This is a genomic window from Janthinobacterium tructae (genome assembly GCF_006517255.1).
GTDB classification, from domain to species: Bacteria; Pseudomonadota; Gammaproteobacteria; order Burkholderiales; family Burkholderiaceae_D; genus Janthinobacterium; species Janthinobacterium tructae.
Genome location: NZ_CP041185.1, coordinates 4,873,595 through 4,888,676 on the forward strand (window position 1 = coordinate 4,873,595; position 15,082 = coordinate 4,888,676).

At 63.5% G+C, this 15,082-nt stretch carries 14 protein-coding genes and 1 tRNA gene; 11 read left to right on the forward strand and 4 right to left on the reverse strand.

Annotated features, from left to right (window positions below):
* Positions 1-130 precede the first annotated feature (130 nt).
* Both FJQ89_RS21390 and FJQ89_RS21395 read left to right on the forward strand, forming a co-directional pair.
* Positions 131-274 carry a DUF2256 domain-containing protein gene (locus FJQ89_RS21390; RefSeq protein WP_243136585.1) on the forward strand — a complete coding sequence of 48 codons (144 nt, stop codon included), beginning with the start codon at positions 131-133 and terminating at the stop codon, positions 272-274.
* Complete coding sequence (locus tag FJQ89_RS21395; protein ID WP_141171626.1) at positions 271-1,620, forward strand: DASH family cryptochrome; 1,350 nt, start codon at positions 271-273, stop codon at positions 1,618-1,620. The genes FJQ89_RS21390 and FJQ89_RS21395 overlap by 4 nt, the downstream gene beginning before the upstream one ends.
* Positions 1,621-1,733: 113 nt before the next feature.
* Here FJQ89_RS21395 and FJQ89_RS21400 read toward each other — a convergent pair.
* Positions 1,734-1,809, reverse strand: a tRNA-Phe gene (locus FJQ89_RS21400).
* 186 nt (positions 1,810-1,995) lie between these two features.
* Here FJQ89_RS21400 and dkgB point away from each other — a divergent pair.
* From dkgB to FJQ89_RS21445, 9 genes are all read left to right on the forward strand, one after another.
* Positions 1,996-2,820 (forward strand): 2,5-didehydrogluconate reductase DkgB, encoded by an 825-nt coding sequence (gene dkgB, locus FJQ89_RS21405; RefSeq protein WP_141171627.1) that lies wholly within the window; start codon positions 1,996-1,998, stop codon positions 2,818-2,820.
* A 10-nt stretch (positions 2,821-2,830) separates the two neighbouring features.
* Positions 2,831-3,760 (forward strand): LLM class oxidoreductase, encoded by a 930-nt coding sequence (locus tag FJQ89_RS21410; protein WP_141171628.1) that lies wholly within the window; start codon positions 2,831-2,833, stop codon positions 3,758-3,760.
* 66 nt (positions 3,761-3,826) lie between these two features.
* The gene (locus FJQ89_RS21415; RefSeq protein ID WP_243136182.1) at positions 3,827-5,071 is read left to right on the forward strand and encodes an FAD-dependent monooxygenase; all 1,245 of its coding nucleotides are present in this window, start codon (positions 3,827-3,829) and stop codon (positions 5,069-5,071) included.
* A gap of 161 nt (positions 5,072-5,232) precedes the next feature.
* The gene (locus FJQ89_RS21420; RefSeq protein WP_243136184.1) at positions 5,233-5,949 is read left to right on the forward strand and encodes a DsbC family protein; all 717 of its coding nucleotides are present in this window, start codon (positions 5,233-5,235) and stop codon (positions 5,947-5,949) included.
* A gap of 132 nt (positions 5,950-6,081) precedes the next feature.
* Positions 6,082-6,540, forward strand: a complete 459-nt coding sequence (locus tag FJQ89_RS21425) for a (2Fe-2S)-binding protein (protein ID WP_071079595.1) — start codon at positions 6,082-6,084, stop codon at positions 6,538-6,540.
* Positions 6,541-6,550: 10 nt separating this feature from the next.
* Positions 6,551-8,824 (forward strand): xanthine dehydrogenase family protein molybdopterin-binding subunit, encoded by a 2,274-nt coding sequence (locus FJQ89_RS21430; protein WP_141171630.1) that lies wholly within the window; start codon positions 6,551-6,553, stop codon positions 8,822-8,824.
* A gap of 13 nt (positions 8,825-8,837) precedes the next feature.
* On the forward strand, positions 8,838-9,446 hold the full coding sequence (locus FJQ89_RS21435) for a nucleotidyltransferase family protein (protein WP_141171631.1): 609 nt from the start codon (positions 8,838-8,840) through the stop codon (positions 9,444-9,446).
* Between the two features lie 27 nt (positions 9,447-9,473).
* Positions 9,474-11,315, forward strand: a complete 1,842-nt coding sequence (locus FJQ89_RS21440) for a M61 family metallopeptidase (RefSeq protein ID WP_141171632.1) — start codon at positions 9,474-9,476, stop codon at positions 11,313-11,315.
* A 214-nt stretch (positions 11,316-11,529) separates the two neighbouring features.
* On the forward strand, positions 11,530-12,705 hold the full coding sequence (locus tag FJQ89_RS21445; RefSeq protein WP_141171633.1) for a GGDEF domain-containing protein: 1,176 nt from the start codon (positions 11,530-11,532) through the stop codon (positions 12,703-12,705).
* Here FJQ89_RS21445 and FJQ89_RS21450 read toward each other — a convergent pair.
* The 3 genes from FJQ89_RS21450 to trpD are packed head-to-tail and all read right to left on the reverse strand — an operon-like array spanning position 12,656 to position 15,021.
* The gene (locus tag FJQ89_RS21450) at positions 12,656-13,120 is read right to left on the reverse strand and encodes a hypothetical protein (RefSeq protein WP_141171634.1); all 465 of its coding nucleotides are present in this window, start codon (positions 13,118-13,120) and stop codon (positions 12,656-12,658) included. The two genes, FJQ89_RS21445 and FJQ89_RS21450, sit on opposite strands and share 50 nt — an antisense overlap.
* Before the next feature lie 20 nt (positions 13,121-13,140).
* The gene (gene trpC / locus FJQ89_RS21455) at positions 13,141-13,941 is read right to left on the reverse strand and encodes an indole-3-glycerol phosphate synthase TrpC (RefSeq protein ID WP_116743124.1); all 801 of its coding nucleotides are present in this window, start codon (positions 13,939-13,941) and stop codon (positions 13,141-13,143) included.
* Between the two features lie 36 nt (positions 13,942-13,977).
* Positions 13,978-15,021 carry an anthranilate phosphoribosyltransferase gene (gene trpD, locus FJQ89_RS21460; RefSeq protein WP_141171635.1) on the reverse strand — a complete coding sequence of 348 codons (1,044 nt, stop codon included), beginning with the start codon at positions 15,019-15,021 and terminating at the stop codon, positions 13,978-13,980.
* Positions 15,022-15,082: the final 61 nt, after the last annotated feature.

Below are 15,082 nucleotides of genomic sequence, written 5' to 3' on the forward strand. Positions count from 1 at the left end.
CCGCCAGAATGTGGCATACTCGATCGTGCTGGCCGTCAGGCCGCCCAGTGGCGACCGGCTTCTGCTTCGCTTGCCTCGCGTGACACCCTGCGTCCTGCGTCCTACGTTAGCCAGAGTTATCAACATGCGTATGCGAAAAAAATCTGACCTTCCGACCAAACGCTGTCAGCAATGCCAGTTGTCGTTTGCATGGCGTAAAAAATGGGAAAAGGTCTGGGACGAGGTGAAATACTGTTCAGATCGCTGTCGCCAGGATAGCAAGCGTCAGAGATGATTACCGACCCCGCCGCAAGGTCCGCACAAACGCATATTTACTGGTTTCGCAATGATCTGCGGCTCGAGGATAATCCGGCTTTGCGCCAGGCCTGCCAACGCGCCGGCCATCTGTTGTTTGTGTATTGCCATCGCAGCGTGTCGGTCGCGACGCGCTGGAATGTGCCGCGCACCAGCCCGCATCGCCAGCATTTCCTCCGGTCGGGCCTGGCGGACTTGGCGACGCAGCTGGCGTCGTACGGCAGTCAGTTGCTGGAGGTCGAGGGCGATCCCGCCAAGGTGTTGTTGGCACTGGCGCACTCCATCGGCGCGACGACTATCCATTGCGAGGAGATTGCCGCGCCAGAAGAACAGGGCGACCTTGCCGCACTGCGTGCTGCTGGCCTGACAGTAGAAGCGCTGTGGCAATCGAGCTTGCTCGATCCGGCCGCGCTGCCGTTTCCGTGCGCTGCCTTGCCTGAGGTCTTCACCCACTTCCGCATACTCGTAGAGCGAGAGCAGGTGGCGCCGTCGGCCCCGCTCGCGCGGCCGACGACGATTCCGCCCTTGCCGCCGGCCTTCGAAGCACTGGCTGAAACCTGGGCGGTGGTGCCGGACGTGCTCCAGGACGTGCATCTTGCCACCGCACGGTCGTCCTTCCCGTACGCGCTGCCGGCCTTTTACGGTGGCCCGAGTGCCGCCGCTGAACATCTGCGCCAGTATTTCGGTGGTGAGCTGGCACACACCTACAAGCTCTCACGCAATGGTTTGACCGGCGTCGACTACTCCACCAAATTTTCTCCATGGCTAGCCTGCGGCGCGCTATCCGCGCGCGTGGTGTGCGCCGCGCTCAGGCAATTTGAAGCAGAACACGGCGCCAACGACAGCACTTACTGGATCTGGTTTGAATTGATGTGGCGCGACTATTTTCGCTTTCTGCATCTGCAGCATGGGGGCGCGCTGTACCGGGCGCAAGGCTTGAGCAGCCTGGGCCAGCCCAGTCACGATGCGCATCGATTCGAAGCATGGTGCCAAGCCCGCACCAGTGAACCGCTTGTCAATGCGGGCATGACCGAGCTCAGTGCCACCGGTTATCTCTCCAACCGGCTGCGTCAAATTGTTGCCAGTTATCTGGTGCACGATCTGGGCTGCGATTGGCGCGCCGGCGCTGCCTGGTTTGAAGCACAACTGATCGACTACGACGTCTACAGCAATCAGGGTAACTGGCTGTACATTGCCGGTCGAGGGACCGACCCGCGCAACGGGCGACGGTTCAAGCTGCAAAAGCAAATGCGTGACCATGATCCAGACGGGGCCTATCGGCGCCTTTGGGCGACGCAAGGCACGGCGCAGGTCGAGCTGAAGTGATGGATGTCAACGGGGTGCAGCTTTTGCGCCGGAAACGAACCGGCGCCAAGGACTGCGCACCCCGGAAACGACAACGCCCACTAACATGAGTGGGCGTTGCGTGAACAAATTCTTGGTGGCCCGGGGCGGAATCGAACCACCGACACAAGGATTTTCAATCCTCTGCTCTACCGACTGAGCTACCAGGCCAAGGTGGCGAATTATAGCAGACCAAAACGGGAATGCAAGAGCCGGCTGCGACTTTTCCCCGATTTCCTGCATGGCCATCACATTACTTGCCTGTGGGTCAAATATGATTTGATACAAACGGAATTTTTCTCAACAAAGGATGGGCGCATAGTGTGGTCATCGACATTTATTTGAGAGGACTGCCGCATGAACTCCAGCACCCAACACACCGCCATCCCTGAAGTCGGCCTGGGCACCTTCCGCCTGCAGGGCCAGGTCGTCATCGATTCCGTCACCGCGGGCCTCGATGTCGGCTACCGCCATATCGACACGGCGCAAATCTATGGCAATGAAGCCGAAGTGGGCCAGGCGATCGCCGCCAGCGCCGTCCCGCGCGACGCGCTGTTCGTCACCACCAAGATCTGGATCGACAATCTGCGGCGCGACAAGCTGATTCCCAGTTTAGAAGACAGCCTGCACAAGCTGCAGCTGGAACAACTGGATTTAACGCTGATCCACTGGCCGTCGCCGCAGGACGCGATTCCAGTCGCGGAGTACATGGCGGCGCTGGCGCAGGCCAAGGCGCAGGGGCTGACCAGGGCCATCGGCGTATCGAATTTCACCAACGCGCAGCTGCGGCAAGCCATCGATACGGTGGGTGCGGCAGAAATCGCCACGCAGCAGGTCGAAATCCATCCTTTCCTGCAGAACCGCACCGTCATCGACTTCGCGCGCAGCCAGGGCATCCACATCACGGCCTGCATGCCGCTCGCGTACGGCAAGGTGGTCGCCGATCCGGTCATCATGTCGATTGCGGCCAGACACGGCGTGACGCCGGCGCAAGTGGCCCTGAGCTGGTCGCTGCAGCAGGGCTTTGCCGTGATCCCGTCGTCGACCAAACGCGTCAACCTGGAAGCGAACCTGCATTTCCAGCGCATCACCCTGTCGCCGGACGAGATGGCGCAGATGGCCACGCTGGAGCGGGGCGAGCGCCTCGCCAACCCGGATGGCCTGGCGCCGCAGTGGGATTGAGGAGAAGCCCATGACTGCGATGCAAAAGCTGGGGCAGGGCGGTTTCAGTATCGGCCTGGAACTGCCGCTCGATAATGACTGGTCGTCCACGGGGCGCCAGGCGCATGCGGCCTCCGGCCGCGTGCCGGGCGAACCCGATATGCACCAGCACGCGGTGCTGGCAAAGCTGGCCGACCGCCTGGGTTTCCGGGCACTGTGGCTGCGCGACGTGCCTTTGTACGACCCGTCGTTCGGCGACGCGGCCCAGGTCTTCGAGGTGTTTACTTACCTCGGCTACCTGGCCGGCATCACGCAAAACATCTTGCTGGGTACGGCCGCCGTGGTGCTGCCACTGCGCGAGCCGGTGCTGACGTTAAAAGCGGCGGCCAGCGCCGGTCAGCTGAGCGGCGGGCGTTTGCTGCTGGGCGTGGCCAGCGGCGACCGGCCCGTCGAGTATCCCGTGTTTGGCCGCGACTTCGACCAGCGCGGCGCCGCCTTTCGCGAGCAGGTGGCCATGCTGCGCGACTGGGGAGAAATGCGCCTGCCGCCTGGCATCCGTTTGCTGCCCAAGCCGGGCGCGCCGTTGCCGCTGCTGGTGGCGGGCCTGGCGCAGCAGTCGCCCGCCTGGATCGGCGCGCAGATGGATGGCTGGCTCGCCTATCCGGGCACGCCGGAAGACCATGCGCGGCGTGCGGCGCAATGGCGCGCCGTGGCTGGCGACGACAAGCCGTATGTCAGCTTCATCCACCTCGACCTGGATGACGATCCGCACCTGCCGCTGCAGCGTTTCCGCTTCGGCGGGCGCACGGGGCGTGATGGCCTGATCGCGGAGCTGCACGCGATGCGCGCGGCCGGCGTCCGGCATATCGGCTTGCAGCTGCGGCAGAACCGCCGCCCGCTGGCCGAGACCTTGCAGGAGATCGCGGAATACGTGCTGCCCGTGTTTCATTGCGCGGCTTGATCTGGGGCACGCGCCCTGTACTTCCGGACTATCTGAAAAGGGTGGAGCAAACGCTATAATGACCGCATGAACAGTCCCACTCTCCCCACCATGCGGCGCTTCATGCACAGCCACAGCGACGTTTGCATCGTCGGCAATGGCGCCATCGCGAAAACCACGGCGCTGGCGTTTGCCCAGGCAGGACAAAGCGTCACCCTGTTATCCCCGGTGAGCCCGCCGGCGTCTACATCCACGTCGGCCGCCAAGCCTGTCGAAGCCAGCTGGGATGTGCGCGTGTATGCGCTCAATCACACGGCGCACCAGTTGCTGTCGTCGCTGAAGGTATGGGGCGCCCTGGAGGCCGACAGGGTGGCGCCCGTCGACGCCATGCTGGTCAACGGCGACGGCGCGCAGGCGGGCGGACTCGGTTTCGACGCCTACGGCGCCCATGTGAATACCCTGGCCTGGATCATCGAAGACCGTAACCTGGGCCAGGCGCTGGACGCTGCGCTGAAATTCGCACCTAACGTCAATGTGCTGCAGGGCCGCGCCAGTCGCCTGGAATGGACGAACGACTCGGCCATCGTGCACCTCGATGGCGGCGATACCGTCACCTGCGCGCTGGTGGTCGGCGCGGACGGCGCCCAATCGTGGGTGCGCGGCCAGTGCGACATCGGTCTCGATTACCGCTCGTATGGCCAGCGCGGCGTGGTCAGCAACTTCGCCTGCGAAAAGCCGCACCATGGCGCGGCCCACCAGTGGTTTACGGGCAGCGAAGGCATCGTCGCGCTGCTGCCGCTGCCGGGCGAGCGCGTGTCGCTGGTCTGGTCGGCACCCGATGCGCTGGCCGATACGCTGATGAGCGAATCGGCCGACGCCCTGGCTGCGCGTCTGGCTGCATACTGCCAGGATAAGCTGGGCAAGCTCACGCCGTTGCAGCCGGAACTGGTGCGCGCGTTTCCGCTGACCCTGATGCGCCCGCACGCCATGGTGGCGCCGCGCGTGGCCCTGGTGGGCGACGCCGCCCACGTGGTGCACCCGATGGCCGGCCACGGCATGAACCTGGGCTTTGCCGGCGTGGCGCAGCTGGTCAAGACGATCAGCGAACGCGAAGCGCACCGCGGCATCGGCGACGAGCGCGTGCTGGCCCGCTATGCGCGCGCGCGCAAGGAAGACGTGCTGCTGATGCAGCTGGCCACCGATGGCCTGGCGCGATTATTCGGCGCCGATCTGGAGCCGCTGCGCGTGGTTCGCAATTTGGGATTAAACTTGCTCGATAAATTACCTGCGCTGAAGCGAAAAATGATTGCGCATGCATTGGGACATCAGTAAATCTTAAGATAGCGCCGGATAATGGCAGGTGTGAAAATTCAAGGTCGCCGCAGCTGGTCTGCGGCGATCGTTTTGTCAAAGAGATAACGACGCCGGGCCAGAGGCCAGTTCCGCCAGGCGTTTCAAGTGGAGAAGTGATAGTGATAACAATGAACAGAAGCATGAGCAAAATCGCCTTGCTGATGGCATCGGGCCTGATGATGTCGTGCGCCGGCGCGGAAACGCCGACGGAAGCGAGCATCAAAAAGCTGATCGAGCCGCGCCTGGGCGAAGGCGCCAAGGTCGACTCGGTCAAGGAAACGCCGTACGGCGGCCTGTACGAAGTGCGCACGGGCGGCGACATCCTGTACACGGACAAGGCCGCGCAATACCTGTTCGTCGGCCACGTCTTCGACGCCAAGACCTCGCAAGACCTGACCAAGGTGCGCCTGGACGAAGTCAACCGCATCAAGTTCTCCGACCTGCCGCTCGACTCGGCCATGAAATCCGTCAAGGGCAATGGCAAGCGCGTGATCGCCGTGTTCGAAGATCCGAACTGCGGCTATTGCAAGCGCTTCCGCCAGAACGCGCTGAAGGAAATCGACAACGTCACCGTCTACACCTTCATGTATAACATCTTGTCGCCGGACTCCATCGTCAAGTCGCGCAATGTCTGGTGCGCCCAAGACCGCAACAAGGCCTGGGATGACTGGATGTTGAACGGCAAGGCGCCGGCCACGGTCGCCGCCACTTGCGCCAATCCGCATGAAAAAATCCTGGCCCTGGGCCAGCAGTTGCGCGTCTCGGGCACGCCGGCCATCTTCTTTGCCGACGGCAGCCGCATTCCGGGCGCAGTCGACGCGAAAACGCTGGAACAGAAATTCTCGACCATTAAGTAATCCGGGCTGTCGCCAGGAAGGCTGGACGGCGCGCCCTCGCAAGGCGCGCTTTTTTTTGCACTTTTTTCCGCTGTCGTATCATCAAGTGTTGTTTGTAGACGCCATAACAATCCAAAAAAGGGGAAGCAGCAGATGATTACCTTGAATATCAACGGACGCGACACGCAGGTCGACGCCGATCCATCCACGCCCATCCTGTGGGCGCTGCGCGATAACCTGAACATGACGGGCACCAAATTCGGTTGCGGCGCGGCCCTGTGCGGCGCCTGCACGGTGCACCTCGACGGCCAGCCCATCCGCTCGTGCATCACGCCGATTTCCTCGGTGGGCGCGCAAAAGATCACCACCATCGAAGCGATGGAAAACGACCAGGTGGGCAAGGCCGTGCAGGCGGCATGGGTGCGCCACGACGTGCCGCAATGCGGCTACTGTCAAAGCGGCCAGGTGATGAGCGCCACGGCGCTGCTGCGCAGCAACAAGGCGCCCAGCGATGCCGACATCGACGGCGCCATGAGCGGCAATATCTGCCGCTGCGGCACCTATCAACGGATCCGCGCAGCCATCAAGGACGCGGCCAAGACCCTGGCCTGAGGAGAGCGACATGCGTATCGAATGGTTGAATCAGGAAGCATTGCAGCATGGCGGCGTGACCCTGGGCGCGGCGCTGGCAGCGGCGCCGGTGGTTGTGGTTGGCGCGGCCGATGGCGTCTCGCGGCGCGGTTTCATGAAGGCCGGCGCGGTGGCCGGCGGCGGCTTGATGCTGGGCTTTTTCCTGCCCGGCGCCGGCAAGCCGGCGCAGGCGGCCGATGCCGCCCCCGCCAAGCCCGCGTACGCGCCGAACGCCTTTTTGCACATCGCCCCCGATAACACGGTGACGGTGCAGGTGAACCGGCTGGAATTCGGCCAGGGTGTGCAAACGAGCTTGCCCATGCTGATCGCCGAGGAACTCGACGCCGACTGGTCGACGGTAACGGGCGCGCTGGCGCCGGCCGGCGAGCAGTACAAGGATGCCGCCTACGGCATGCAGATGACGGGCGGCTCCGGCAGCATCGCCCATTCGTTTACACAGTACCGGGAAATCGGCGCCAAGGCGCGCGCCATGCTGGTAGGCGCCGCCGCCGCACAATGGAAAGTCAGTCCCGACCAGGTGCGCGCCGCGAAAGGCGTGCTGTATGGCCCCGGCGGGCAAAAGGCGACGTATGGAGAACTTGCCGACGCGGCCATGCGTCAACCGGTACCTGCCAGCGTCAAGCTGAAGGACCCGCGTGACTTTGCCATCATCGGAAAACCCGTGAAACGGCTCGACGCGGCCGCCAAGTCCACGGGAAAACAGCAGTTCGGCATCGACTTCAAGCCGCCTGGCGCGAAAGTGGCCATGGTGGCGCGCCCGCCCGTGTTTGGCGCGAAAGTGGCGAAGTTCGACGCCAGCAAGGCCAAGGCCATCAAGGGCGTGCTGGAGGTGCTGGAAGTGAAGACCGACCGTGGCGGCAGCGGCGTGGCGGTGATTGCCGACGGCTACTGGCCGGCCAAGCAGGGACGCGACGCGCTGGTGATCGAATGGGATAGCAGCGCCGTGGAAAAGGTCAGCAGCGACCAGCAACTGGCGGCCTTCAAGGCGCTGGCCAAGACGCCCGGTACGGTGGCGCGCGCATTCGATGTCGCCGCATTATCCAAGGCGCCGAAAAAAATCGAGGCCGTCTACGAATTCCCCTATCTGGCACACGCGCCGATGGAGCCGCTCAATTGCGTCGTCGACCTGCAGGCCGATAAATGCACGATGTGGGTCGGCTCGCAATTCCAGACCGGCGACCAGGCGGCGATTGCCGCCACGTCCGGCCTGAAAGCCGAACAGGTGACCCTGCACACGATGATGGCCGGCGGCGGCTTCGGCCGGCGCGCCGTGCCCTCGTCCGATTACGTGGTCGAAGCCGTCAATGTCGCCAAGGCGTACCGGGCGGCGGGCAAGAGCGGACCATTAAAGCTGATGTGGAGCCGCGAGGACGACATCAAGGGCGGCTACTACCGGCCGTCGCATGTACACCGCGCGCAGATCGGCCTCGACGCCAAGGGCAAGATCCTCGCCTGGGACCACACCATCGTGGGCCAGTCCATCATGGCCGGCACGCCGTTCGAAGCCTTCATGGTGAAAAATGGAGTCGATGGCACCATGGTCGAAGGCATGGGCGAGCCGTATACCCTGCCGATGAAATTGTCCGTGCACACGGCCAAGGCGAACGTGCCCGTGCTGTGGTGGCGCTCCGTCGGATCGACGCACACGGCCTTCGTCATGGAAACCCTGATCGACGAAGCGGCGCACGTGGCAAAGATGGACCCCGTCGCCTACCGCAAGCAGCTGATCGACGCGAAGCACACGCGCCACATCGCCGCGCTGGACCTGGCCGTGGCCAAGTCCGGCTATGGCAGGAAGAAGCTGCCGAAAGGGCAGGCCTGGGGCGTGGCCATGCATGAATCGTTCAATTCCGTGGTCGCCTACGTGGTGACGGCGTCGGTGGTCGAGGGCGCTCCCAGGCTGCACCAGGTATGGGCGGGTGTGCATTGCAACCTGGCCGTCAATCCCCTGACGATCGAGGCACAAGTGCAGGGCGCCGCGCTGATGGCGCTGGGCATGACCATTCCCGGCGCGGCCATCACGCTCAAGGATGGCGTGGTGCAGCAGCAGAACTTCGGCGACTACCCGGTGCCGCGCATGCCCGACATGCCTGTGATCGAGGTGCACCTGGTGCCATCGGGCGACGCACCGACGGGAATGGGCGAACCGGGCGTGCCGCCGCTGGCGCCCGCCTTCGCCAATGCGCTGTTTGCCCTGACGGGCAAGCGCCTGCGCAAGCTGCCGTTCGACCTGGCGGCCGCATGACGGTAGCAGTTTTTTGAGTACGGTCGGCATCTTGCTGGCAGCCGGAAGGGGACGCAGGTTCGACCCTTCCGGCGTGCAGAACAAATTATTGCAGCCGTTGACGGACGGCCCGCATGCGGGCTTGCCGGTCGTGGTGGCGGCGGCCAGGAACATGCTGGCGGCCTTGCCGCGCGTGCTGGCCGTGGTGCGTGCCGACGATACGCAGGTGGCGCGCGCGCTCGGTGCGCTGGGCTGCGAGGTGCGCGTCTGCCATGATGCCGATACGGGCATGGCCGCCTCGCTCACCTGCGCCATCGACTACGTGCGCGGCGCGCCGGGCTGGCTGATCGCCCTGGGCGACATGCCTGGTGTAGAACCGGCTACAATCGCCGCCTTGTCGCAAGCCATCGGCGATGGCGCGCACATCGCCGTGCCCGTGTTCCAGGGACGGCGCGGCAATCCTGTCGCGTTCAGTAACTTTCACTTGCCGCTGCTGCTGGCGCTCGATGGCGACCAGGGCGCGCGCAGCATCGTCAACAGCCATGCCGTATGCGACGTGACAGTGGACGACAGCGGCATCTTGCGCGATATTGATACACCTGACGATTTGTCGCCGGTGCATGGCGCGCCCGGGCGACTTTAGAACATCCATGCCAGACACGAGAAAAACATGAAAAAAGCTCCAATTAAAAAAAATATCGCCAAGTCGCCCGTCGCCGGCATCATCTACAGCATCGCCGCCTCCGACCTGGCTGGCCACATGTTCAAGGTGACCTTGACGGTCAAGTCGCCGGCCGCCATCGGCCAGGTCTTGTCCTTGCCGGCCTGGATCCCGGGCAGCTACATGATCCGCGAATTTTCGCGCAACATCGTCAGCATCCGCGCCGAGTCCGAGGGCAAGGCCGTGGCGCTGGCCAAGCTCGACAAGCATTCGTGGCAAGCGGCTCCGTGCAAGGGCGCCTTGACGCTCGAATACGACGTTTACGCCTGGGATTTGTCCGTGCGCGCCGCGCACCTGGACCAGAATCACGGCTTCTTCAATGGCACCAGCGTGTTCCTGCGCGTACTGGGCCAGGAAGCCGAGCCGCACGAGGTGCACATCGTGCAGCCGAAGGATGCGGCCTGCAAGACCTGGCGAGTCGCCACCACCCTGCCGGAACTCAAGGCGAAGCGCTATGGTTTCGGCAGCTACCAGGCGGCCAACTACGATGAGCTGATCGACCACCCGGTGGAAATGGGCGACTTCGCGCTGGCCACCTTCAAGGCGCATGGCGTGCCGCACGATATCGTCGTCACGGGCAAGGTGCCGAACCTGGACCTGGACCGTTTGTGCCGCGACCTGAAAGCCATCTGCGAAACGCAGATCGCCTTCTTCGAGCCGAAGACGAAAAAAGCCCCGATGGACCGCTATGTGTTCATGACCATGGCCGTCGGCGATGGTTACGGTGGCCTGGAACACCGTGCCTCGACGGCGCTGATTTGCGCCCGTGCCGACTTGCCGACGACGGCATCAAGCAGCACGGAGATCGGCGAGGGCTACCTGAAATTCCTGGGACTGTGCAGCCACGAGTACTTCCATACCTGGAACGTCAAGCGCATCAAGCCGGCCGCCTTTGCGCCGTACAACCTGCAGGCGGAAAGCTATTCGCCGCTGCTGTGGCTATTCGAAGGCTTCACCAGCTACTACGACGACCTGATGCTGGTGCGCGCGGGCCTGATCGACGAGGCAGCCTATTTCAAATTGCTGGGCAAGACCGTCAACAGTGTGCTGCGCGGCAGTGGCCGCAGCAAGCAAAGCGTGGCCGATTCCAGCTTCGACGCCTGGGGCAAGTACTACCGCCAGGATGAAAACGCGCCGAACGCCATCGTCAGCTATTACACCAAGGGTTCGCTGATCGCGCTGGCCTTCGACCTGACGATCCGCAGCAAGACGCATGGCGAAAAGTCGCTGGACGACGTGATGCAGGTGCTGTGGCAGCGCTATGGCCGCGATTTCTACAAGGGCAAGGGAGAAGGCAAAGGCCGCGGCGTGACGCCGGCCGAAGTCGAAGCCCTGTTCGATGAGGTCTCCGGCACGCGCATGAAGCCGTTCTTCGAGCGCTACATCCGCGGCACGGACGACGTGCCACTGGCGCGCCTGCTGGCGCCGTTCGGCGTGAAATACAGCGACCAGCGCAGGGCGGAAAAGCCCAGCCTTGACGTCACTCTGGGCCGCGACGGCAACGACGCCAGACTGGCGCAGGTACACCAGGGCGGCGCCGCCCATGTGGCTGGCCTGTCGGCGGGCGACGTGCTGGTGGCGGTCGATGGCTTGCGCGTGACGGGCACCAACCTGGACACCTTGCTGGGCCGTTATGCCGTCGGCGCCAGGGTGGCCATCCACGCCTTCCGCCGCGACGAGCTGATGACGTTTGCCACCATATTGCAGGGCGACCGTGTTCCTGGCGTCAGCCTGGCATTGCTGCCCGCGCCAAAGAAAGCCACGGGGCCGAAGCGTCCTAGCGCGGCATGATGCTGATGGTCATGCGTTAAGACAAAGAACCGGCCGTTATGGCCGGTTTTTCATTTCAAGATGCCACTTCTTAAATGCAAGTAATCCACCAATATTGGCGCTGTACCATCATATTTACCGCAAATGAACTAATTTTCCTTTAAGTAAACTAAAATTGCCGAACTCTTTCTTTTAGATCGTGCCCAACGTGCAAACCCTCGATCCACGAACGATTATGTTGATGACGACCCTGATGTGCGGGGCGATGAGCATTGTCATGTTCTCGGTGTATCGCAGTTTCCGGCGCGAGGTACACGGCCTGGGGCATTGGTCGGCCGGTTTGCTGTTGCTGGTGTGCGCATCGCTGCTGTTCGGCACCCGCGAGGTGCTGCCGTCGGCATTGTCCATGATCTCGGCCAATGCTGCGCTGGTGGCCGGCATCGGCCTGTCGATGCTGGGCACGGAGAAATTCTTTGGCCTGGCGACGAGTCGCCGCGCCTATCTGCTGATACTTGCCCTGGCCATCGCTGGCAATAGCTGGTGGCTGCTGGTGCACCCCGACTTCTCGGCGCGCGTGACGGTCTTCTCCCTGCTGGTCTTCCTGTTTTATGCGCGCCAGGTGCAGCTGGTATGGTGCTACGGCGAGCGCCATTTTTCGAGTTTTTTCTTTGGTGCGCTGATGCTGCTGCAAGCTGTCGTGGTGCTGGCGCGCGGCGTGTCGGCATTGCTGCATGGCGGCGCCAGCGTCAACCTGGCGGTGACCGGCACGCCGGCCGGCATCTATCTGGCGGTCGCCAATTTCATGGCGCTGCTGCTGACGGTGGGCTTCATGACGGTGGCGACGCGCCGCCTGCAGCAGATACTGGAGCGCCGCTCGACCCACGATCCGCTGACGCAGGTGCTGAACCGGCGCGGCTTTGGCGACGCCTATGCGCGCGAGATAGGTAATCTGCGCCGCCGCCGTTTGCCGTTGACACTGCTCAGCATCGACCTCGATTACTTCAAATCGATCAATGACCGCTACGGTCACGCGGTGGGAGACCAGGTGCTGGCACATGTGGCCACCGTGATCAAAGGCGCCTTGCGCGAATCGGATTGCGTGGCGCGTTTCGGCGGCGAGGAGTTCGTCGTGCTGATGCCGGATATGCCTGTACATAATGCCTTGGGCGTGGCCGAACGCATACGCGCCTTGCTGCGCGAGTCCAGTCATGCAGGACTGCCTTCGTGTACCGTCAGCATAGGCGTCGCTTGCCAGGCCTCGGTGGTGGAGGGGCTGGAAGAATTGCTGTCGCGCGCTGATGCTGCCCTGTACCTGGCCAAGAAGCGGGGACGCGACCGCATCGAGCTCGATGCCGCCGCGCTTACTGCGGACCGGACAATGTGCGCAGCTGGAATCGGTACTGTTCGTTGAACAGGAAGGTTTCGGAAAAATCGAAGGTTTTGGCGTGGCGGCGCATCAGGTGTGCCGCTGGCGGGAAGAGTTCTTGTACGCGCCGCACGGCGGCCAGCGCCGCAGCCGAGGCTTCGCTGTCGCGTGAGCGGTGTACCTGCACGCTTTTCAGCTCGCCGTCGGGGCCCACGCGCAGGTCGAGCACGACGATGGCCGGCAACATGGGCGGCAGGCGCCCGCTGAACGTATATGCGCCGTTGGCTGCCATGATCTGCTGCGCCACCAGCGACTTGTAGGCGTCGATGCTGGCGGCAAGCTGTATCGCGGCCGGCGTGCGAGGTGGCGTAGCTGCGGGCGTGCGCGCCCCTGGCGGGGCTGCAGTCTGGCAAGCCGACAGCAGGCTGGCGGCGGCAAGGACGATCATCGCGTGTCTCATGCCTGCCAGCCTACCATGGTTTAACTGAACAGGCGTTCCAGTTCCACGCCGGGGTCGGGTGCGCGCATGAACGCTTCACCCACCAGGAAGCTGTGGATGTGTGCATCGCGCATGCGTTGCACGTCGGCTGTGCTGTGGATGCCCGATTCCGTGATGATCAATTTGTCTTGCGGGATGCGCGGCAAGAGATTGATGGTCGTGTCGAGCGAGGTCTCGAAGGTGCGCAGGTTGCGGTTGTTGATGCCGATCAGCGCGCTCTTGAGCTTGAGTGCCGCGTCGAGTTCTTCGCCATCGTGGCTCTCGATCAGCACGCCCATGCCCAGTTCGTGGGCACACGCTTCCATTTCGGCCATCAGACCGTGGTCGAGCGCGGCGACGATCAGCAGGATGCAGTCGGCGCCCATGGCGCGTGCTTCATAGATCTGGTACATGTCGACCATGAAGTCCTTGCGCAGCACGGGAATGGCGCAGGCGGCGCGCGCCTGCTGCAGGTAATCCACGCAGCCCTGGAAGAACTGTTCATCCGTCAGCACGGACAGGCAGGCCGCGCCATGCGCCGCATAGCTGGCGGCGATGTCCGCCGGGCGGAAGTCGGCGCGGATCACGCCTTTCGACGGCGAGGCCTTTTTGACTTCGGCGATGATGCCGGGCTTGCCGGCTGCGATGTGCTGGCGCAGGCTGGCCTCGAAGCCGCGCAGATCGGCGCGCAGGGCGCTGTCGCTTTCCACGTCGCCGCGCAGGCTTGCCAGGCTGCGATGGGCTTTCGCCTTCGCCACTTCGTCGGCCTTCACGGCCAGGATTTTATCGAGTATGTCGGACATGATGGTCGCTATTCTATCAAGGAGGGCGGGGAGAGCTTACGCTTGCGCCGGGGTGCCAAGCTGCTGCGTCACCTGCACGAATTGTTCCAGTTTTGCCAGGGCGGCGCCCGAGCTGACGGCGATGCGCGCGCGCGCCAGGCCGTCTTCGATCGAGCTGGCCACGCCGGCCGCGTACAGCGCCGTGCCCGCGTTCAGGGCGACGATGTCTGCCGCCGCACCGGGCTCGCCGCGCAGTGCTTCCAGCATCTTGGCCTTCGATTCGATGGAGTTGGCCACCTTCAGGTTGCGGCTGGCGATCATCGACATGCCGAAGTCTTCCGGATGGATTTCATATTCGCGGATTTCGCCGTTGACCAGTTCTCCCACGAGCGTAGAGGCACCGAGCGACACTTCATCCATATTGTCGCGGCCATACACGACGATGGCATGCTGCGCGCCCAGGCGCTGCAGCACGCGCACCTGGATGCCGACCAGGTCGGCGTGGAATACGCCCATCAGAATGTTCGGCGCGCCGGCGGGATTGGTCAGCGGACCGAGGATATTGAAGATCGTGCGCACGCCGAGTTCGCGGCGCACGGGCGCCGCATGCTTCATGGCCGCATGGTGGTTCGGTGCATACATGAAGCCGATGCCCGTTTGCGCGATCGACTGGGCGATCTGCTCGGGCTGCAGGTTGATATTGACACCCAGCGAGTCGAGCACGTCGGCGCTGCCGGACGAGGACGAGACGCTGCGTCCGCCATGTTTGGCCACGCGCGCGCCGGCTGCCGCCGCCACGAACATCGAGGCGGTGGAGATATTAAAAGTGTGCGCGCCGTCGCCGCCCGTGCCGACGATGTCGAGCAGGTTGGTGGTGTCGGCCATGGGCACCTTGGTGGAAAACTCGCGCATCACTTGCGCGGCGGCGGCGATTTCGCCGATGGTTTCCTTTTTCACGCGCAGGCCCATGGTCAGCGCCGCGATCATGGTGGGCGACATTTCGCCGGACATGATCTGGCGGAACAGGTACAGCATTTCGTCGTGAAAGATTTCGCGGTGTTCGATGCAGCGCAGCAGGGCTTCTTGTGGGGTGATCGGCATGATGCTTCCTTCTTCAATGATGGCGCAGGAGGACACTGATGGCACGCCGGGGCGTGCGCAG